This window comes from Shouchella sp. JSM 1781072, from assembly GCF_041949915.1.
Taxonomy (GTDB): Bacteria; Bacillota; Bacilli; order Bacillales; family Bacillaceae_D; genus Shouchella.
This window is the reverse complement of the sequence record NZ_JBHFQE010000001.1, coordinates 1,001,301-1,021,112: the sequence shown is the minus strand read 5'-3', so window position 1 is coordinate 1,021,112 and position 19,812 is coordinate 1,001,301. Positions and strand designations below refer to the sequence as shown.

General features: G+C 41.2%; 17 protein-coding genes and 1 riboswitch. All 17 genes read right to left on the bottom strand.

The genetic code is table 11. The features are described from left to right. Positions 1-12: 12 nt before the first annotated feature. The gene (locus tag ACE1TH_RS05410; RefSeq protein ID WP_375078478.1) at positions 13-633 is read right to left on the bottom strand and encodes a YphA family membrane protein; all 621 of its coding nucleotides are present in this window, start codon (positions 631-633) and stop codon (positions 13-15) included. Between the two features lie 185 nt (positions 634-818). Continuing rightward, on the bottom strand, positions 819-1,946 hold the full coding sequence (rpsA, locus tag ACE1TH_RS05405) for a 30S ribosomal protein S1 (RefSeq protein WP_099300876.1): 1,128 nt from the start codon (positions 1,944-1,946) through the stop codon (positions 819-821). A 67-nt stretch (positions 1,947-2,013) separates the two neighbouring features. Then, on the bottom strand, positions 2,014-2,595 hold the full coding sequence (locus tag ACE1TH_RS05400) for a lysophospholipid acyltransferase family protein (protein WP_255223277.1): 582 nt from the start codon (positions 2,593-2,595) through the stop codon (positions 2,014-2,016). Continuing rightward, the gene (gene cmk / locus ACE1TH_RS05395) at positions 2,595-3,266 is read right to left on the bottom strand and encodes a (d)CMP kinase (RefSeq protein ID WP_099300878.1); all 672 of its coding nucleotides are present in this window, start codon (positions 3,264-3,266) and stop codon (positions 2,595-2,597) included. Before cmk ends, ACE1TH_RS05400 begins: the two co-directional genes overlap by 1 nt. Positions 3,267-3,414: 148 nt before the next feature. Then, the gene (ypeB, locus tag ACE1TH_RS05390; protein WP_375078477.1) at positions 3,415-4,764 is read right to left on the bottom strand and encodes a germination protein YpeB; all 1,350 of its coding nucleotides are present in this window, start codon (positions 4,762-4,764) and stop codon (positions 3,415-3,417) included. A gap of 19 nt (positions 4,765-4,783) precedes the next feature. Continuing rightward, positions 4,784-5,620 (bottom strand): spore cortex-lytic enzyme, encoded by an 837-nt coding sequence (gene sleB, locus ACE1TH_RS05385; protein WP_099302103.1) that lies wholly within the window; start codon positions 5,618-5,620, stop codon positions 4,784-4,786. 207 nt (positions 5,621-5,827) lie between these two features. Next, positions 5,828-9,277: a methionine synthase gene (gene metH / locus ACE1TH_RS05380; protein ID WP_375078476.1), complete on the bottom strand. Its 3,450-nt coding sequence runs from the start codon at positions 9,275-9,277 to the stop codon at positions 5,828-5,830. Further along, the gene (locus ACE1TH_RS05375) at positions 9,274-11,130 is read right to left on the bottom strand and encodes a bifunctional homocysteine S-methyltransferase/methylenetetrahydrofolate reductase (protein WP_375078475.1); all 1,857 of its coding nucleotides are present in this window, start codon (positions 11,128-11,130) and stop codon (positions 9,274-9,276) included. The genes metH and ACE1TH_RS05375 overlap by 4 nt, the downstream gene beginning before the upstream one ends. Positions 11,131-11,135: 5 nt before the next feature. Further along, complete coding sequence (locus tag ACE1TH_RS05370) at positions 11,136-12,248, bottom strand: methionine biosynthesis PLP-dependent protein (protein ID WP_099300882.1); 1,113 nt, start codon at positions 12,246-12,248, stop codon at positions 11,136-11,138. A 76-nt stretch (positions 12,249-12,324) separates the two neighbouring features. Then, positions 12,325-12,424, bottom strand: a riboswitch (SAM riboswitch). Positions 12,425-12,548: 124 nt separating this feature from the next. After that, positions 12,549-12,716, bottom strand: a complete 168-nt coding sequence (locus ACE1TH_RS05365) for a hypothetical protein (RefSeq protein ID WP_176554239.1) — start codon at positions 12,714-12,716, stop codon at positions 12,549-12,551. A 14-nt stretch (positions 12,717-12,730) separates the two neighbouring features. After that, entirely contained in the window at positions 12,731-13,414 is a 684-nt protein-coding gene (prsW, locus tag ACE1TH_RS05360) for a glutamic-type intramembrane protease PrsW (protein WP_375078474.1), read from the bottom strand. 68 nt (positions 13,415-13,482) lie between these two features. Further along, positions 13,483-14,442, bottom strand: a complete 960-nt coding sequence (locus ACE1TH_RS05355; RefSeq protein ID WP_099300883.1) for an asparaginase — start codon at positions 14,440-14,442, stop codon at positions 13,483-13,485. 17 nt (positions 14,443-14,459) lie between these two features. Continuing rightward, complete coding sequence (locus ACE1TH_RS05350) at positions 14,460-15,449, bottom strand: YpdA family putative bacillithiol disulfide reductase (RefSeq protein ID WP_375078473.1); 990 nt, start codon at positions 15,447-15,449, stop codon at positions 14,460-14,462. A 58-nt stretch (positions 15,450-15,507) separates the two neighbouring features. Then, positions 15,508-16,764: a Glu/Leu/Phe/Val family dehydrogenase gene (locus ACE1TH_RS05345; protein ID WP_099300884.1), complete on the bottom strand. Its 1,257-nt coding sequence runs from the start codon at positions 16,762-16,764 to the stop codon at positions 15,508-15,510. Positions 16,765-17,004: 240 nt separating this feature from the next. Continuing rightward, positions 17,005-17,637, bottom strand: coding sequence for a LolA family protein (locus tag ACE1TH_RS05340; RefSeq protein ID WP_141556749.1), 633 nt, complete (start codon positions 17,635-17,637; stop codon positions 17,005-17,007). Beyond that, positions 17,634-19,079 (bottom strand): sensor histidine kinase, encoded by a 1,446-nt coding sequence (locus ACE1TH_RS05335; protein ID WP_375078472.1) that lies wholly within the window; start codon positions 19,077-19,079, stop codon positions 17,634-17,636. Before ACE1TH_RS05335 ends, ACE1TH_RS05340 begins: the two co-directional genes overlap by 4 nt. Continuing rightward, entirely contained in the window at positions 19,076-19,765 is a 690-nt protein-coding gene (locus ACE1TH_RS05330; protein WP_099300887.1) for a response regulator transcription factor, read from the bottom strand. The genes ACE1TH_RS05335 and ACE1TH_RS05330 overlap by 4 nt, the downstream gene beginning before the upstream one ends. Between the last annotated feature and the right edge of the window lie 47 nt (positions 19,766-19,812).

Below are 19,812 nucleotides of genomic sequence, written 5' to 3'. Positions count from 1 at the left end.
AGTTTACTAAACTCATGCATGCTTGTCTATCCTATTTCCAAACGGTTTAGGACGGAAGTATCGTTCGATTGTACGTTTTTCAACCCATTGAATACTATACATCATTGCAGAAACCCCAATGCTTAACGCACAAGCGAGGGCAAGTAGATCCCAAAAAGCAAATGAGCCAATTGAAACAGGCCATTCACTTGCTTGACGAATTTGATTCAATATCTCTCCATGAATCATTCCGATTCCAAGTACAACCGTGCGAATTGGACGTCGAATAAGCAAGACTGCTAAGATAAATGAAGGCACCACTTGGACCAGAAACGGCCCGACTGATAAAATAATCGGATCCATTTGAATAAACGCTTGCGTGCTTACATGGACCGTCGCAATGAGTATAGACACGAATATCGAATACGCTAATTGTGCTATTGGCAATCTTCCAATTACAGCATAGCAACAAATAAGGAAGAAAAAGAGGCCAAAACTAACGGTATAAGGACCGAACGTCCAATTTAATGGCGCAAAAATAAGGACAGTTAACAAAATGACACTAAAAATTGCTCGCGAAGCTGTTTTTGGCATGAAGAACGTCACAATCCCCCAAAACATCCATCCGAGCCAGTAAAAATAAAATCCCTCCATCGTCAATCACCTCTACATGATTATGGACGGAAATCTACTAAAATAGACGTCTACTTTTACAATTAAGCAAATTGGTGAGGTAAATAGACGACTGAACCGGTGTTCGCTAAGAACCAAAACAAAAAAACTCCATGTATGGATCCATACATGGAGTTCTCGTAAGCATCTTTTTAGTCTACATTTTACTAACGATATTTTTTCAGTTGATCACCAATCATATCAGCTAGAGAAAATCCTGAAGATTCTTCTTGGTGTTCTTTTTCATACGCCTTTGTTTGGCTGCGAGTCTCGTCTTCTTGTGCTTCTCGAATACTAAGCGAAATCCGATTATCGACTTCGTTCACTTCAAGAATTTTCACTTTAACAGTTTCGCCGACTTCTAAAACTTCCGCTGGGTTTCCAATATGACGTGTTGAAATTTGTGAAATGTGCACAAGTCCTTCAACACCAGGCAATACTTCAACAAAAGCACCAAAGTTAACGAGTCGTTTCACTTTACCAGAGACCACTTCATTTACGTTTAACGTGGAACCAACATTTGCCCAAGGCCCAGGTAATGTTTCTTTAATAGATAGGGAGATTCGCTCGTTATCAATGTCAACCGAAAGCACTTTCACGGTTACCGTATCGCCTTCACTTAAAACATCCTGAGGGCTTTCGACTCTTTCATGGGCAATTTGCGAGATGTGAACTAAACCATCAACACCGCCAATATCTACGAATGCCCCGAATGTCGCTAAGCGTTGTACCGTTCCAGATAATGTGGAGCCGACTTCAATCGATTGTAGCGTTTGTTTTTTCTTGTGCTCAACTTCATCTTCTTGCACAGCGCGTTGAGATAGAATTAGCTTGTTATTGTCTTTATCTAATTCAATGACTTTTACTCGAAGTGTTTCTCCTTCGTAACTTGAGAAATCTTCAACAAAGTGTCGTTCTACATGTGAAGCAGGTACAAATCCTCTTACACCTAAATCAACAACGAGTCCACCTTTTACAATTTCAGCGACAACAGCTTCAATCACTTCATCTTTGCGCTGCACATCTTCAAGCATTTGCCATGCTTTTTCTGCTTGTACTGCTTTTTTTGATAAAATTAATTCATCATCTTCCACTTTCGTAACTTGGAGCTCTACTTCGTCGTTTACAGCAATCACATCGCCAGCTTTCTCGATATGCAAAGTAGCCAATTCACTAATTGGAACAATTCCATCCACTTTAAATCCTACATCCACAAAAACTTGCTTGTCTTCCACTTTTGTGACCGTACCTTTTACAAGGTCTCCTACTGAAAATACATTCATTTCTTCAGCCATTAAGTTCTCCTCCTTTTATCATTTACACGTAACACGTTTTATGTTCGTCATATGAGAGCATCACGTATTACTGATGCGTATCTTTAAGCTGCTGAATTTCAGTCATAATTTTCTCGGTAATGTCTTTCGCTGAAACACGTTCTATCCGGTAAGCTTCCATATCAATCGGTTTCCCATATACCATGATCACACGTTTGCGAAATTTATAGGGTCCAATAATGACGCACGGTACAACATAAGCGTCGCTTTTCCCTGCAAAAAATCCAGCTCCTGCTAACCCATTCCCGATTTCACCTGTTTTGGAACGTGTTCCTTCAGGAAATAATCCAACCATGTCGCCTTGCTTCAAAATCTTCAGTGCCGTTCGTAATGATTCTCGATCACTACCTCCTCGCTTTACAGGAAACGCACCTAGACCGTTTAATAATTTTCCAACACCTGGCTTATCAAACAATTCTTTTTTTGCCATGTAGCGCACTTGCCTGTTAATGAAGGCACCTAAAAGAGGCGGATCAAAATTGCTAATATGATTGGAGCAAAGAAGGACGCCGCCTTCTTCAGGAATGTTTTCTTTTCCTCTAATCTCTACTTTAAATAGCAGTCGTAGTACGAACCGACACACTGCTTGTCCAAACCGATACAGCTTCATTAAATAGAGTGCTCCTTTACAAAATCGAGAATCGCATCCGTTACTTGGTTTATATCCATTTTCGTCGTATCTAAAACACGCGCATCGTCCGCTTTTTTTAATGGCGCGAATGCACGGCTTGAATCAAGCTCATCTCTTTTTTCAATATCCCGCTTGATATCTTCTAAATTAGACTGAAGGCCTTTATTTATTTGTTCCGAATGGCGACGTTTCGCACGCTCGTCAACGGAGGCGGTTAGGAAAATTTTTACATCGGCTTTTGGCAGTACATGCGTACCAATATCACGTCCATCAAGCACGGCATGTTTTTCACTAGCTAACTTTTGTTGTTTTTCCATCATATTTAAACGTACTTGCTTATAGCTTGATACAAGTGATACGTTTTGATTTACTTTATTTGAACGAATGTCTTCCGTTATGTCTTCTCCATTCCAAAAAACGGTTGTGCCTGTTGACGATGGCGAAAGTTCTAATTCACTCTCCATTAAAAGGTTGTTTAACGCCTTTTCATCGTATAAATCAACATTTGTAGCTAAAGCAGCTTGCGTTAATGCTCGATACATCGCTCCTGTATCAATATACAAAAAACCTAGTTTCTCAGCTACTTTTTTTGCTACTGTACTTTTCCCTGCCCCTGCAGGACCATCAATTGCTACATTAAAACTCGTCATTCATTCTTCACACACTTTCTTTTAAAACTTGTCATCTCATGCGCCAATTTTGGCTAAAAGCGCTGCTCCTATTATCTCATATTTTCAAAAGATGGCAAGCATCGCTTCAACGAAAAAACCCTCGCATGACTAAGCGAGGGCCCTTACTTTATGAAACATCGTAATCCGGTTCTGTGTCTTTCATTCGTTCTACTTTTTCTTCATTCCCGTTCGTTGCATTAATAAAGATTCGATACGTATCATTGTCTTTTGTTCCATAAAATTCATAGACGAGCACATCTTCGTTGATGTCATTTTCAATAATCGCGATGTGGTCCTCCATTACGTCAATATGAGGATTGATCATCGCCTGTGCTTCTTCTTTTGTTACCGACGGCGATTGGATGTCTCGATTGTCGTCATGATGAATGATATGACCTCGCCCTACATAAGAAACGATATCCCCATCATCTAGCGCCACTTCTATGGTAATGGAATCCGGATAAATACGAACGCCTTCTTCTACATAAGCAAATTCAAGAACAGCCATATTATTATACTGTGTACTATCAACAAGCTCCATATCCGACTTATTTGCTCGCTCAAGAAAGGCTTCCGCTTCTTTTACCGCATCATTTAAACCAATCGTTTGCTTTTCAATTTTCCGGCTTTGCATAAACCAAATCGGTTCTCCACCTTCAACACTCATATCCATATTGTAATTTGCTTTATTTTCGGGATCGTCCACTACAAGTGAATAAGCCGGGTATTCGATGGCGTCGCTTGCATCGTCCACTTGAACCGTTGCACCTTTCCCTAACTGGAGAAGGTCAAGCGCCTTTTGTTTTGCTTCTTCTTTTGTAATTTTTTCACGACCACTGAGCGCCTCTTTTAATTCGCCATTTAAATTGCGGATGGAAGAGTCTGTTGCGCCCCATTCCACTTCGCTAAACCCTTGAACAGATTTATTCATTCGTTCAAAGTGTCCTGCAAACGAATATTCAGCTGGTTCCTCTTCATCTCTTTCTCGCTCAGCTAACCAAGGCATATCCGCATTCATCATCATTGCTTGTGTTTCACGCATTGATTGTCGGATAGAGGCTGATTGATTGTATAGTTGCTCGAGTGTTGCATACTCTTGATCAGTTAAAGGATCTTCGTTTAGATCTCTAACCGAAGTACGGTACGTGAAATCAGCAATTTTGTATAGATATTTTTCTGTATCTTCCATATTCAATCCTTGCACGGGCAATTCCGCTAGGCTTTTTTCAGCCAAACTCGTCACACGCCATACATCCGCTAAAGCCGGCGATAGTTGCCTCTGGCTATTCATCGCTAGTGTTTTCCCTAATTCATCTTCAATTTGATCAATATGGAAACTTAAATCATGATACGCTCGTTCGTACATGTTTTCCGCCGTTTGAGCTAATTGATCTTTTTCATTTTTTTGTTGATAGCCCCAAACTCCTGTGCCAACAACCGCAACAGCGAGGGCTCCAATCATGACATTCCGAATCACTTACTCCACCTCCAACAGTTTAATAACAGAATATATGTTTCCCGATACGTTTAATTTGTGGACGCGTCCAAATCCAAGCAGACGTTGCTGTATCAGGATTAAAATAATACAGTGCATTGTTTGATGGATCTTGACCGTTTAGAGCATCAAGCACGGCATTGCGAGCAGATTCATCTGCACCTAAATTGATTTGACCATCTGCTACAGCTGTAAATGCTCGTTCTTCATAAATAACACCAGCAACCGTATCAGGAAACGTTGCTGAATTTAAGCGATTGACGATAACTGCTGCAACTGCTACTTGCCCTTCATATGGTTCGCCTCGCGCTTCTCCATAAACCGCTTGTGCCATTAGCTGAATATCGTTACTTGAATAGCCTGAAGGAACATTTTGTGCTTTTTCGATAATAGGCTCTCCATCATCTCCAGATGCGTTGTCATCAGCTGATTGGGGATCTTCTGACCCATTTCCAGACTGATCATTTTGCGGTGCTTGCCCTTTTTGATTCTCTTTTGACGTGCCGCCATAGTGCGAGAAAGACCGACCTTCATTTAATGCATTTGTGACATATTGTTGATCAAAGCTAGTTGTCTCAACAAGCTTTCCTTTCATCTCTTGCCCAACTAAGCCGTCAATATCAATCCCGTACTCGTATTGATAGTTTCGAACAGCCCAGTATGTACCCCAGCCGAAGACCCCATCAATGTTTCCGTTGTAATAGCCTACATATTGTAGTCTTGCTTGAAGCTCAACCACATCATCTCCAGTAGCCCCTTTTTGAATGACTTGTTCTGAAAATGCCTCTGCCTCAGACTCAAAAAATAAGAATGAAAGTAGTCCTACAGCAATGACCATACCGTATTTTAGAAATGTATTCTTGCGGATAAACAAGGGTTTTCCTCCTTCATAATTGACGATTTTGATCTAGCTAACGGTAGTCTTTGTTATTCCAAATTTTTTATACCACTCAATCTAGCGATTCCATTTAACATGTACACACGAAAAAACCCTCGAGTTTGTTCGCTCGAGGGTTTTCACGCTTATTTAAACGGATATAGTAGGTCATGTCACATTAAAATAACGAGCTTCCGGATGGGAAAACACTAGCGCCGTCACACTTGCTTCAGGCTCCATCATAAACTCTTCGGTTAAGTCGATTCCAATTTTTTCAGGGTGTAACAAATCAAATAATTTTTTTTGGTCTTCTAAATTGGGACATGCTGGATAGCCAAACGAAACGCGAATGCCTTGATATTTCGCAGCAAAACGATCATTCATCGTGAAGTCAGCCGTATCTGGAAAGCCCCAGCGATCACGCATTTGTTCATGAAGACGTTCCGCTAATCCTTCTGCTGTTTCTAACGCTGCTGCTTGCACAAGGTGGCTTTGTAAAAATTCTCCGCTCTCCTTTGCTTTCTCAGCTAAAGCGCGTACTCCTTTTCCGGCAGTGACAGCTAAAAAGCCAACATAGTCCATTTCAGAGCCAACTGGACGGACAAAGTCTGCTAAACATAAGAAAGGTTTGACCCGTTGCCGCGGGAAGGTAAAGCGTTCAAGCACGTTATTAGGATTGGAAGGATCGTAAATAACTAAATCATTTCCATCTGACTGGGCTGGGAAAAATTGATACATCGCATTCGCTTGCAACGTCTTCAATTGATTTGCATCAGAAAAAAGTTTATCCACTTTTTCTTTTAATTCAACGGTTTTATCATGTCCTTCCTGGAGTAAACGATCGACTCTTCCTTGGACGCCTAGATGACGACCAAGCAGCATTTGCATATTCACATAAGGATAAATATGTTCCACATTATAATTTTTCACGATATGTGGACGTAAATCTGCAGGCTGTATCACCTGATGATGGTGTGCGATTGTTGATTTTCCCTCTTCACTACTTTTGGTAGCAGAAGCTGTAGGCGTCACCCGTTTTGCTAAGTGTTCTGCTTTTAGCTTGCGCTGTTCACTTAATTCAGCAGCTAGCACCTCACGCTTTTCTTCACTCGTTATGCGATTAGCTAACTCTAATCCATTCATCGCATCCTTGGCGTAAATAACGAGTCCTTCGTATTCTGGGGCAATACGTGTATCAACAAATTTCCGCGTTAACGCTGCTCCTCCTACAAGCACAGGGATGGAAATTGCTTGCTGCTTTAAGTCTTGAGCCGTTAACACCATTTGTTGCGCCGACTTTACTAATAGCCCCGATAAACCAATCGCAGTCGGCTGTTCTCTCTTAATGGCATCAATTAACTCATTAGACGTCACTTTAATGCCTAAATTAACAATCTCAAATCCATTATTGCTAAGAATAATATCGACTAAGTTTTTTCCAATGTCGTGAACGTCACCTTTTACTGTTGCTAGTAAGATCTTTCCTTTTCTAGATTCATGATCACTTTTCTCCATATGCGGTTCAAGAAAAGATACAGCTGCTTTCATCACTTCTGCACTTTGCAACACTTCCGCCACAATTAATTCATTATTGTTGAACAGCCGACCGACCTCATCCATTCCGTCCATCAGCGGCCCATTAATAATATCAAGAGGCGTGGGATACGTTTGCAAGGCAAGAGTTAAGTCAACGTCCAAGCGCTGTTTCGTTCCTTCTACCACATATAAAGCTAATCGTTCTTCTAACGACAATCCTTCGTACTCGATCGTTTGTTTCGAACTTTTTCCACGATAATGAGCGGTGAAGTCCGCGAGCGTTTGGTCGTCCGTTTCAAAAAGCAATTGATTCGCTAATGCCTTCTCTTCATCTGAGATAATGGCAAACCGTTCAAGTTTCTCTGTATTCACGATTGCATAATCAAGACCCGCCTGTGTACAGTGGTACAAATAAACCGAATTTAACACTTCTCTTCCTACAGGTGGTAAACCGAATGATACGTTACTCACCCCTAGAATCGTTAAGCATTGCGGCAGGTGGTCTTTTATGAGCTTAATTCCTTCTACAGTCGCTGTAGCTGACCCTAAATATTGGGCATCGCCCGTTCCAACTGGAAACACAAGTGGATCAAAAATAATATCATGTGCTGGAATGCCATGCTTCTCCGTTAATAACTTGAACGAGCGCTTCGCAATTTCTAGCTTTCGTTCTGCCGTAACCGCCATTCCCGTTTCATCAATCGTTCCTACGACAAGCGCCGCACCAAACTGCTTGACTAGAGGGAGAATCGCTTCAAACCGTTCTTCGCCATCTTCAAGATTTATGGAATTAATAATCGCTTTTCCTTGCGAATACGTAAGAGCTTCTTTAATGACATTTTCATCGGTTGAATCAATCATGAGCGGAACTTTCACTTTATTTGTTACATGAGTTAGAAAAGCAGCCATATCATCTGCTTCCTCACGATCAGGATCCGCCAAGCAAATGTCCACAACATGGGCGCCTTTCTTTACTTGTGCACGTGCAATTTCTGACGCTTCTTCATACTTCCCTTCTTCGATTAACCGTTTAAATTTCCGTGAACCAATTACATTTGTTCGCTCGCCCACAAAAAGAGGGCGCATTGAATCATCATAAATGAGTGCCTCTAAGCCAGAAACAGCGTGCTGATGCCGCGTGTTTTCTGTTCGCGGTGAATAGGTTTGCACCATTTCTTTTAACGCACGAATGTGAGCAGGCGTTGTTCCACAGCAACCACCTACTACGTTAAGCCAGCCTTTTTCTGCAAAACCTTCAAGCTTTTTCGCTAACGAGTGCGGTGTCTCATGGTAGCGTCCGTCTTCATCCGGTAAACCAGCATTTGGATAGCAGCTAACATAACTTTCCGCCAGTTCTGACAGCGAGCGAATGTGATCCCGCATGAATTCTGGTCCTGTTGCACAATTTAATCCGACCACAAGTGGTTGAAGATGTTCAACAGAGAGGGAAAATGCTTCAACGGTTTGTCCAGCTAATGTTGTCCCCATTGGTTCAATGGTTCCTGAAATAAATAGAGGCAGCGTGACGTTGGTTTTTTTAAACGCTTGCTGTATGCCGATGGAAGCAGCCTTAACATTACGCATATCCTGACTTGTTTCCAAAAGCAACAGATCCACACCACCGTCAATTAAACCAATCGCTTGTTCTTCATAAGTCGCAATTAATTCATTAAACGTTGTTCCCCCTGTGACAGAGAGAGATTTTGTTGTAGGTCCCATCGCCCCTGCCACAAAACGAGGTTCTAAATCCGTGTGCCATTTACGTGCCTCTTCTACCGCTAATTCAGCGGCTTTCCGACTGATCTCATAAGCAAGGTGCCCTAGTTCATAGTCATCCAGCACTATACTAGAAGAGCCAAACGAATTTGTGCATATCACATCGGCGCCTGCTTCTAAATACGCTTGATGAATACTGGAAATAATGTCTGGAGCCGTAAGATTTAAATATTCATTGCATCCGTCATAAGCAGCGCCACCGAAATGTGTTTCCTCTAAATTCGCATCTTGAATCATCGTGCCCATTGCACCATCTAAAACGACAATTTTCTTCTTAAGCTGTTCAACAATCTGATTATGTCTCATTGTAACTCCCTTTCTTTATGCAACGGTGCGGTTGTCTGTTCTCGTAAGTATGTGGCCAGTTCAACGGTTAAGTGATAACGCAAAAATGGCGTAATTAAATAAATTCCATTAAAATAAGTTGCAGCCTCTCGAGCTAACGATTTTGCAATCGCAAGTCCTTCTCGTTCCGCTTTAACAACGTCTTCTCCAGCTCGCGCCATTCGTGCTCTCGTCTCATCAGAAAGCGAAATCCCAGGCACTTCATTATGAAGAAACTCTGCATTTCGGCTGCTCGTTAACGGCATAATTCCAACAAAAATGGGAACGTTTAAATGCTTCGTAGCCTCATAAATCTGTTTAAACTGACTTTCATCAAAAATTGGTTGAGTAAGGAAGTAATCGGCTCCCGCTTCAATCTTTTTTTCTAAACGCTTGACGGCTTTGTCAAGATGTTTCACGTTCGGATTAAAAGCTGCTGCTGTCGTGAACGATGTTTTTTTTCCGAGAGACTTACCTGAAAATGAAATCCCTTCATTCATTTGTTTAATGAGCGGCAACAGTTTTGTCGACGATACATCGTAAACAGAAGTCGCTCCAGGAAAATCGCCAATTTTACTCGGATCACCTGTAATGAGCAGCAAATCAGATAACCCAGCTAAATCAAGTCCCATTAAATGAGATTGCAAGCCAATTAAATTTCGGTCACGACACGTTAAGTGGACAAGACTTTGAAGACCCACTTCTTCTTTTACAATCATCGCCAACGTTTGATTATCAACTCTTGGACTTGCTAACGAGTTATCCGCTAATGTCAATGCGTCAATCCCAGCAGCTTTTAACGCTTTTGCCCCTTCAATAAATGTATCAATTGTTAATTTTTTCGGCGGATCAAGTTCAACAATAATGGTTTGTTTTTGCTCCACAACATCTTTAATCGATTGTTTTGTTTCAGACGGAGGAACCAACTCTGTATGTCTTGCATGTTTTCGAATCGTTCGCTTAACAGGCGAGCGCCCACTTGCGGCCTGTTTAATTGCTTCGATGTGGGCTGGCGTCGTGCCACAGCATCCCCCTATCACATGCACCCCTTCATTAATAAATCGTTCTGACATTGATGTGAAATAGTCTGTATTCGACGCATAGACAAAGCGCCCATCTCGATAGCCTGGTAAACTTGCATTTGGATAACAAGCTAACGGTATATCATAAGGTAGTTCAAGCTCCTCAATGGATCGAAGCATATGATAAGGTCCCATGCGGCAATTTAACCCTGTAACATCCGCTCCTGCTTCATACAGTTCTGTTAAACCTTGACTAAGAGGAATGCCTCCTTTTAACACACTAATGTCACCAAGCGATACGTTTGCGATGATCGGCAAATCTGTTTTTTTGCGTGTCGCGACAACCAATTCTTTTATTTCAAAAAAATCATAAAACGTTTCAAACAATAAGCCATCCACACCCGCTTTTAACAGCACATCTACTTGCTGATTTAACGATTGGACGCATTCATTTCGATCGATTTGTTCATATTGAAACCCTTGAATCCCACCGACTGTTCCAACGACAAACGCCTGCTTCTTCTCACTTGTATTCACCGCTTGTTTGGCAAGCTCAACCGCTGCTTCATTTATGGCCTCCATGTCTTCTTGTAGTCCATAACGTGCTAATTTATGGCCGTTTGCTGCATACGTATTCGTTTGAATAACAGTTGCTCCAGCATGTAAATACGCTTGATGAATCGAAATCACTTCGGTTGGTTTAGAAAGATTTAATTCTTCAAAACATAAGTCATAGCCCGCCTCATATAAAACCGTTCCCATTGCGCCATCAGCGACAATAACAGAAGACGTTACAGCCTCTCTCAAGTTCATGGACCTCACCTCCCTTGATTCGTTGCTTGTTCAAATGCTTGTTTTAGATCAGCGATTAAATCTTCGCTATGTTCAATTCCGACCGAAAGCCGTAACAACGTCTGATCGATGCCCTTTTCAATCCGAAGTTCTTCCGGAATATCAGCGTGGGTTTGCGTAGCCGGATACGTCATTAAACTTTCCACTCCTCCTAAGCTTTCTGCAAAAGAAATTAGTTGAAGTGCTTTGAGTATGGGATTTATGTAGGATTCATCAGTCACACGAAATGACAACATGCCACCTTTTCCCGGATATAAAACGTCACGCACGAGAGGCTCTTCCTCTAACATCGAAACGATTTGTTTTGCATTGATTTCATGTTGTTTCATTCGCAGCGCTAATGTTTTCATGCCCCTCATTAATAACCAGGAATCAAATGCACCGAGAATGAAACCTGCTCCATTGTGAAAGTAGCCTAATTGTTCACTCAATTCCGCTGATTTTGCAACAACCAGCCCAGCGACAACGTCATTGTGGCCACCTAAATATTTTGTCGCTGAATGGATGACGATATCTGCTCCATCCACTAATGGCTTTTGTAACAACGGTGTTAAAAACGTATTGTCGACGATAAGGAGTACATTTGCTTTTTTGGCAAGAGTCGCTAGCTCCTGTATGGAGGCTTCTTTCATTAATGGATTTGTAGGTGTTTCCACAAAAATCGCCTTTGTCTCGGCTTTTAATTTACGTTCAACGGCATGTAAATCAGCCATATCTACATAGTCAAAGCGCAGCCCCCACTTTGTCCATCCACCTTCAAACAATCTGTAGGTACCACCGTACAAATCATCTGAACATAAAATATGATCGCCTTGCCCAAAAAGTGAAAACACGAGTTGAATGGCTGACATGCCAGAACTTGTTGCAAACCCTTGGTTTCCATGTTCTAAATTTGCAATGGCTTGTTCGAGCACTTCTCGAGTTGGATTTCCAGTACGAGCATAATCGTACCCTGTAGATTCTTGAATTCCTGCGTGACGATACGCAGTAGAGAAATACACCGGTGCATTAACAGCGCCAGTTGCATCATTTCGACGATTTCCAATTTGCGCTAGGATTGATTCATCATGTGTTGTCATTTTTTATCCCCCTTAAAAACGGTACAATCATAAAAAACCTTTCTTCAAGATGTAAGAAGAAAGGTTGCGAACGATTCTCTTATCTTGCAGATTTCTGCTGGATTTAGCACCTTGCCAATTAAAGCTGGTTGCTGAGACTTCGTCGGGCCATGTCCCTCCGTCTCTCTTGATAAGATCTATTAAGTTTATTTGCTATTGTCACAACTTTAACGCAAAACAAATGATTCTGCAACCCGTAGCATTGAAAATGCATAAAAAAACGCACAGCTTGTCTTACATAGCTGTACGTTTTTCGCACGTTCATGCTTCAGGTGACGCTTCAATAATTAGTTGATCTTCATTTCCACATACACACTGTTTAAAGCCTGTTTCATACTCTCCGTTTTCATTTCGTTTTCCACGTAAAATGTATTTCTCTCCACATAAAGGGCAACGAATGACAATTCGATAACGATTCGCTGTTGTCACGCTATCCTCCTCCTTTAGTTCAGATTGCTCTTTTCATCTTCATCTAGTTTGTTCGCCTTTTTTATTTTCCATATTGCTAATAGCCACAGCGCAATCATAAATGGAATCATTAAATATAAGAAATAATGTCCAAAATCCATTAGAATGTAGTCGTAACTTCCGTGCAAAATCATTGGTAGTACAGCCGCTAAAAAAAGAAATAGTTGTTTTTTTGAAGGATGGTATTTGGCTCTTCCCACGTAGTAACCCATAATTATTCCGTAAACAGCATGAGCCGTTGTCGGTAATAACGTTCTCGGAAGTACGTGATCAAACCCATATGCAATCATATATAAACTATTTTCAACGGAAGCAAAACCAAGAGATAACGCTACGCCAAAAACGATTCCATCAATTGGTTGCTTGAGTTGACCATGTTGATAAGCAAATATGAACAACATCAGCCATTTTAAACCCTCTTCTATCAATCCGTAAAGCAAAAAAGCTTTTAAAAACGAATGAGCTAAGATGGCTTCTTCTGTGAAAGCAAATTGAATGACTGAAATTGGTAAGACGAGCAAGGCGCCAATAATAAAGATTCTTAGGACTAAAAACATGGCACCTCGACTAAAGGAATCGCGTAAATACACATAAGAGAACAATGCCATGGCCGGAGCCAGAGCCGCAAGAATAAAAGAAATCAACGCTTGTCGACCCACTCTCTAAAAGGACGTCCGCTACATAATCCAGTATACGCCTCACATTAATGAGACTCAAGTTTCACCGCTTATGAAAACCCAACGGCAAGATCCTGGTGAGCTGCCGTTAAAACGAGCGCTTTAATTCTTGCTTTTTTACTATCGTAATCAGACCCTAAAATGACGCCAAGTTGTTCTAAGTGGTGTGCACTTCCTTTATAATCATATGTCGGATACACTTTCCCCTCTTCAGATGACGTTGTTAAGATAATAGGCTTCTTCTTTTGCAACGCCTCTTTAATAGGGGCAACTAACTGTGGCGGCACTTGACCTCGACCAACGGCTTCAATAACAAGCCCATCCACAGTATCCAGCATGGCACGTAGCGTTTGTTCAGACATCCCTAAATAAATTTTTGCAATTCCGATCTCAAGAAATGTGGGTTCCTTTACCATATACATTTCCCGTCGGATTGGCTTTTGATACGTAAAAATAACATCATTGTCAATAATCCCTAAATAACCAAATCCAAAAGCATTAAAGCCTTGAATGTTGGACGCATGTTCTTTTTTTACATAACGTGCGGAAAAGATCCGTTCATTGAATACAACCACACACCCTGTACCTTGTAAATCTGGTTCACATGCCGCATATATCGCGTGCCTTAAGTTCATAAATGCGTCACTGCCTGTTTCCTCTGGCCCCCGTTGTGAACCTGTTACAACGACTGGTCTTTCATCTACATTTGTTAAATCTAAATAATAGGCCGTTTCCTCCAATGTATCTGTACCGTGGGTAACAACAACCCCGTTTACATCATTTGCTTGAAAAGCTTTTTTCACTTCATAAGCTAGGGTAGCCCAATCTTCCGGCGTCAAGTGGACGCTTGGTTTCTGCAAAACGGAGCGCACCGTTACATTAATATCCGTTGGTAACCCACATAAATTAGCTAATTCTTCCCCTGTTAATTCGCCAGCAACTAATTTTCCGTTATCACCTGTGGTACTTGCAATCGTTCCACCTGTAGTTAAAAGTACGACGTGCCTCAATGTTTTTCCTCCATTTTCTACTTTTGGTTTATCGTTTCTGCAATGTTTTTTCCGTGTTCTCTGCCATTTTCAATGAAAATTTCGTTTGCATGGTTACCCGCTGCTATGACACCGGCAATATAGACATTCGCAACATTTGTCTCCATTGTTGCTGGATTAAAGGTTGGCCGACCAGACACATCGTCTACTTCGACACCCATGTTTCGTAAAAAAGTATGATCAGGATGATAGCCTGTCATAGCAAAAACAAAATCAGCTTTCGCTTCTGCCTCTTCTCCATTTACTGTATAGTGAACCGCTTCTTCCGTAATTTGATTAATATGCGCGTTAAAAGCAAGGCTAATGCGCTCGTTTTTCACTAAAGAAACGAGTTCAGGTAAAATCCATGGCTTCACGCTAGCAGAATAATCGGAACCTCGATACAGCATGGTAACATGTGCGCCTGCTTTTTCGAGCTCAATGGCAGCATCAACAGCTGAGTTTTTACCGCCGATCACTACTACATGATGATTGAAGTACGGGTGCGCTTCTTTGAAGTAATGCATGACATGGCTGTTTGTTTCACCAGGAATATTCATCAGGTTCGGCGAATCATAATAACCTGTTGCAACCACCACATTTCGCGCCTGGTACGTACGTTTTGATGTTTGCACTTGGAATGTGCTATCAGTCTGCTTATGCACGGCTTGAACTTGTTCATAGGCATGTACATTTATTTGCTTGCGCTCTGTCACCATTCGATAATAGACAAGCGCTTGATTTCGTTTCGGTTTTCGCTCTTCCGTTATAAACGGTACACCACCAATTTCTAGCCGTTCACTCGTGCTAAAAAACGTTTGGTGTGTTGGGTAGCGATAGATTGCATTTACAATATTTTCTTTTTCGATTACAAGTGTCGATAACCCTTTCTCATCACACTCAATTGCGGCAGATAATCCGCACGGCCCTCCACCAATTATGATTACATCATACATCTGTTGATCATCCTCTTCTTCATCCTTATTCATCAGCAAAACCCTTGTGCATAACGCTATACACAAGGGTTTTCTTCAATCGTATATCAAGTTAGACCCAGCCTCGAAAACGAGAAGCTTCTGCCATTCTACGAACACCAACCATATAAGCAGCTAGACGCATGTCCACTTTCCGACGCTTAGCTAATTGATAGATATGGTCAAATGCTTCTACGAGTACAGATTGTAGCTTGCCTTCCACTTCATCCGCAGACCAGTAAAACCCTTGATTATTTTGGACCCACTCAAAATACGAAACGGTTACGCCTCCCGCACTCGCCAATACATCCGGTACGAGCAGAATTCCTCGTTCAGACAAAATCTTTGTCGCTTCTAGTGTTGTCGGTCCATTTGCCGCTTCAACCACGATTGATGCTTTAATGTTCCCTGCATTACGGGCGGTAATTTGATTTTCAATTGCTGCTGGCACTAAAATATCGCAATCCATTTCCAACAACTCTTCATTTGTTATGGTGTCTTTAAAAAGTTTTGTTACCGTTCCAAAACTATCACGTCGATCTAATAAATAGTCAATATCAAGTCCCTCTTCATCGTATAACGCACCGTACGCATCTGCAATACCTACAACTGTTGCGCCTGCGTCGGACATAAATTTCGCCAAGAAACTTCCAGCGTTTCCGAACCCTTGAATGATCACTTTCGCGCCATCCATATCGACGCCTTGTCTTTTCGCTGCCTCATTCACACAAATGGTGACTCCTTTTGCGGTAGCGGATTCTCTGCCATGGGAACCGCCTAAGACGAGTGGTTTTCCTGTAATAAATCCTGGAGAGTCAAATTCACGAATGCGACTATACTCATCAAGCATCCACGCCATTATTTGTGAATTGGTAAACACATCTGGCGCAGGAATATCTTTCGTCGGTCCGACAATTTGACTAATTGCGCGAACATATCCGCGACTTAGTCGCTCGACTTCGCGGAATGACATTGTTCGAGGGTCGCAAATAATGCCCCCTTTTCCACCGCCATATGGAAGATTCACAATCCCCGCTTTAAGACTCATCCAGATCGACAGCGCCTTAACTTCCTTTTCTGTCACATCTGGATGAAACCGCACGCCACCTTTAGTCGGTCCTACAGAATCATTATGTTGTGCACGATAGCCAGTAAAGATTTTCGTTGATCCATCATCCATTCTTACAGGAATTCGAACCGTCATCATTCGCATTGGTTCCTTTAATAATTCGTACATTTCTTCCGGGTAGCCTAATTTACTTAATGCAGTATGTATAATGGATTGAGTTGACGCTAGAACATCATTCGTTCGATTCGCGCTTTCGTCCATTTTTATGTCACCTCACGGAATTATCCTTTTTTCGTTGAACACTTCTTATGATAATGAAACATGACAGGGAATGCCACCCTTATTTTTATCATTTCCCTTTAATACATTGTCTTTTAGCGCCTTACTCCTTCTATGTATTCCACATTCACGCCATTCCAATCGTCTTTTTAAAAATTATTTCTAAACAAAAGCCGCTTCACGAATCAACTCTTCTTACGAGAAAATTGTTTTTACGATTAGTCATTTACCCATTTCAAGTTGAACGACTGTATAATTATGGTCGTTAAGGTCGAATAGTTCTTCAGGAAATTCAGGCTTCATTTTAAAATAAGTAGCTTCCATTTCCCACGTTTCACCATTCATATGGGAAATTTGTTTTAATACAACAAGTGAGTGTTTATCGACCCAAAGTTCGTAATCTAGCTGATCGTGTTGATAAAACTCAATATGAAAAACTTTTCGATTAAGCCATTTGTTCTTTTTACTTGCGACATATTTAATTTCATGAGTGGCTGCAAGAAAGTCAATCTCATTCACTAGATAATTACGCCCTGTTGAAATGTTGCCGTCGCGTTCAAACTGCATCACTTCATTCGTTTCGTAATCAATTTCATAGATACGATGCCCATCATATAGTTCTGTATAGCGTAACGAATCTTTTCTATAATAGTCAATGCGCTGCGTGGTTTCACTCGCTGCAAAAATATGTGTTCTCCATCCTTGACTATCTTCTAATATTAGTTCGAACGGAATAAACTCGCTATCTGTATTAAACGCATCTTCTAAAAGTGTCTGCGCATCCTTTGAAGGAAGCATACAGCCTCCTAGTAATAAGATCGCTGCAGCACTGAAGACCATCAAACAAGTTTTCACGTAATCCCCTCATTTTGTTCGGTATTGACGATTGGAAGTGAAAAGAAAAAAGCACTCCCTTTTCCTAAGACAGAATGAACGCCCATTAAACCGCCGTGCTTTTGAACTAATTCTCGACAAATCGCTAAACCTAAACCTACACCTGTTTCGTTTGATTGATTCCTCGCTTTTTCGACTTGATAAAAGGAATCAAATACATGCGCTTGTTCTTCTTTTGAAATGCCTGCGCCTGTGTCTACAACTAGGAAATAAAAATAACCAGCCATTCGCTTCACGCCGTATTTGCCCAGCACATGCGAATCATCCGTAGCAACAAGAGTAATCGCACCATTCTTCGGCGTATAGCGAACCGCATTCACGACTAGATTATCAACGACTTGAATCAGTCGATCGACGTCGACGAGAAGTTCTACATGCGCATGATCAAGTTGAATGTGAAACTCGTGCTCTGTCCATTGATCTTTGTAGCCGTCGTAAAGAGTGTCAGCCAGCTCTTCCGCATCAACTTGCTGTAAATCAAGCAAGAAGCTAGTAGCTTGTATGTGTGAATACATAAGTAAATCTTCTATTAATCGCTGCATATACCTTGTTTTTGATAAAATAACGGAAGCGTATTCATCACGCTTTCCAGCATTCGCTAACATGCCTTCCGCATACGCGTGAATCGATGTGAGTGGTGTTCGCAAATCATGAGAAATCGACGCTATGAGCTTTTGCCGATTCCCTTCCACTCGACGTTTTTCCTGTTCAATTTCATTAAGTTGAGCAGTCATAATGGCAAAATCATCTAGCAGTACGCCCACTTCCGTACGCTTATGCGTAGAGCCATGCATTGTCACATCATGGTTTCCATCCCCGATACTTTGCATTTGTTCTTTCATCCATGTAAATGGAATGAGCATATTCTTTTTGAACCAATGCTGAACCATATAAAACGTAATGCCACTACTACAAATAAAAAATAGAAATGTTAGCGTATAGATGAACAAAGCATCTCGTTGCATGTCGCCTTGAATGAATCGAATTTCATAAAACCCTTCCAACCCATCTCCTTGAAAGACCGGTTCTTTGTAAATAAATACACCCTCTTTTGCTTGTAGTTCATATAAGTTGCTTAAAAGATCTGTTGGCATCAGATACGTCGGAAATGAACCACGTTCTGTTTGCGTAAGAAGCTGACGATCAAAGGAATAGAACCCCACTTCAACACCCTCACCGTAATAATGTAAGGTTTCAATTGTCTCATTCGTTGGCTCTGTCATTTGGTCAATTTGTTTGACGACACTACTGCCAATCATTTTCGCTTTCGTTATCGCTTCAACATACAGTTCAGATTGATCTTGGACCGCATATTGAACTTGAATACTAAATAAGCTTGTCGTAATAAACGGAACAATTGCTGTTACGATGAGCAGTAAATTTAATTGTCCGCGAAGTTTCATTGCGTAGGCGTCGCAATAAATTTATAGCCTGTACCCCAAACCGTTTCAATAAAACGCGGCGCTTTTTTGCGGTCATTTAATTTATCTCTTAAGTTTTTAATGTGGACCGTTACCGTCCGATTATCGAAACTTTCACCATTCCAGATTCGTTTGTATAGCTCTTCTTTTGTAAATACAATCCCTCTGTTTTCAGCAAGAAACAAAAACAGTTGATATTCTTTTGCGGTTAAAATGACAGGTGTATCGTTTATAGTCAGCTGCATACCTCGCTTGTCGATCGTCACGTCTTGAAACCGTATATGCTGACTTGAGTATGACGCATAAGATGCATGATGCCGCCTAATCTGAACTTTTACACGAGCGACTAATTCTGATGGGCTAAATGGTTTTGTAACATAGTCATCTGCCCCAATTTCTAAACTTTCAATTTTATCCACATCAGCTTGCTTGGCGCTAACGACGATAATCGGAATATCTGAAAATCTTCGTACCGCTTTACATAATGAAAAACCATCGCGCTTAGGCAACATTAAATCAATGATTGCGACTTTATAGTGGTATTTTTGCAAATATTCAAACCCTTCTTCTCCATCTTCACACCATGTAATATGTAAACCTTCTTTCATAATAAAATCAATGATAATTTGTGCAATTGCTTGATCATCTTCAACTAAAAGCACATCCATAGACCCACCCCATGTGCGTTTTTTATTTTATTTTACCAAAATTCTGT

What these genes read in the sequence shown, in the direction of transcription:
- ACE1TH_RS05410 (WP_375078478.1), bottom strand. Translation starts at nt 633, where the DNA reads ATGGAGGGATTTTATTTTTACTGGCTCGGATGGATGTTTTGGGGGATT.
- ACE1TH_RS05370 (WP_099300882.1), bottom strand. Translation starts at nt 12,248, where the DNA reads ATGACAACACATGATGAATCAATCCTAGCGCAAATTGGAAATCGTCGA.
- ACE1TH_RS05400 (WP_255223277.1), bottom strand. Translation starts at nt 2,595, where the DNA reads ATGAAGCTGTATCGGTTTGGACAAGCAGTGTGTCGGTTCGTACTACGA.
- ACE1TH_RS05345 (WP_099300884.1), bottom strand. Translation starts at nt 16,764, where the DNA reads ATGGACGAAAGCGCGAATCGAACGAATGATGTTCTAGCGTCAACTCAA.
- sleB (WP_099302103.1), bottom strand. Translation starts at nt 5,620, where the DNA reads ATGGTCATTGCTGTAGGACTACTTTCATTCTTATTTTTTGAGTCTGAG.
- ACE1TH_RS05375 (WP_375078475.1), bottom strand. Translation starts at nt 11,130, where the DNA reads ATGAACTTGAGAGAGGCTGTAACGTCTTCTGTTATTGTCGCTGATGGC.
- cmk (WP_099300878.1), bottom strand. Translation starts at nt 3,266, where the DNA reads ATGACGAGTTTTAATGTAGCAATTGATGGTCCTGCAGGGGCAGGGAAA.
- ACE1TH_RS05350 (WP_375078473.1), bottom strand. Translation starts at nt 15,449, where the DNA reads ATGAATAAGGATGAAGAAGAGGATGATCAACAGATGTATGATGTAATC.
- ACE1TH_RS05330 (WP_099300887.1), bottom strand. Translation starts at nt 19,765, where the DNA reads ATGGATGTGCTTTTAGTTGAAGATGATCAAGCAATTGCACAAATTATC.
- ACE1TH_RS05335 (WP_375078472.1), bottom strand. Translation starts at nt 19,079, where the DNA reads ATGAAACTTCGCGGACAATTAAATTTACTGCTCATCGTAACAGCAATT.
- rpsA (WP_099300876.1), bottom strand. Translation starts at nt 1,946, where the DNA reads ATGGCTGAAGAAATGAATGTATTTTCAGTAGGAGACCTTGTAAAAGGT.
- metH (WP_375078476.1), bottom strand. Translation starts at nt 9,277, where the DNA reads ATGAGACATAATCAGATTGTTGAACAGCTTAAGAAGAAAATTGTCGTT.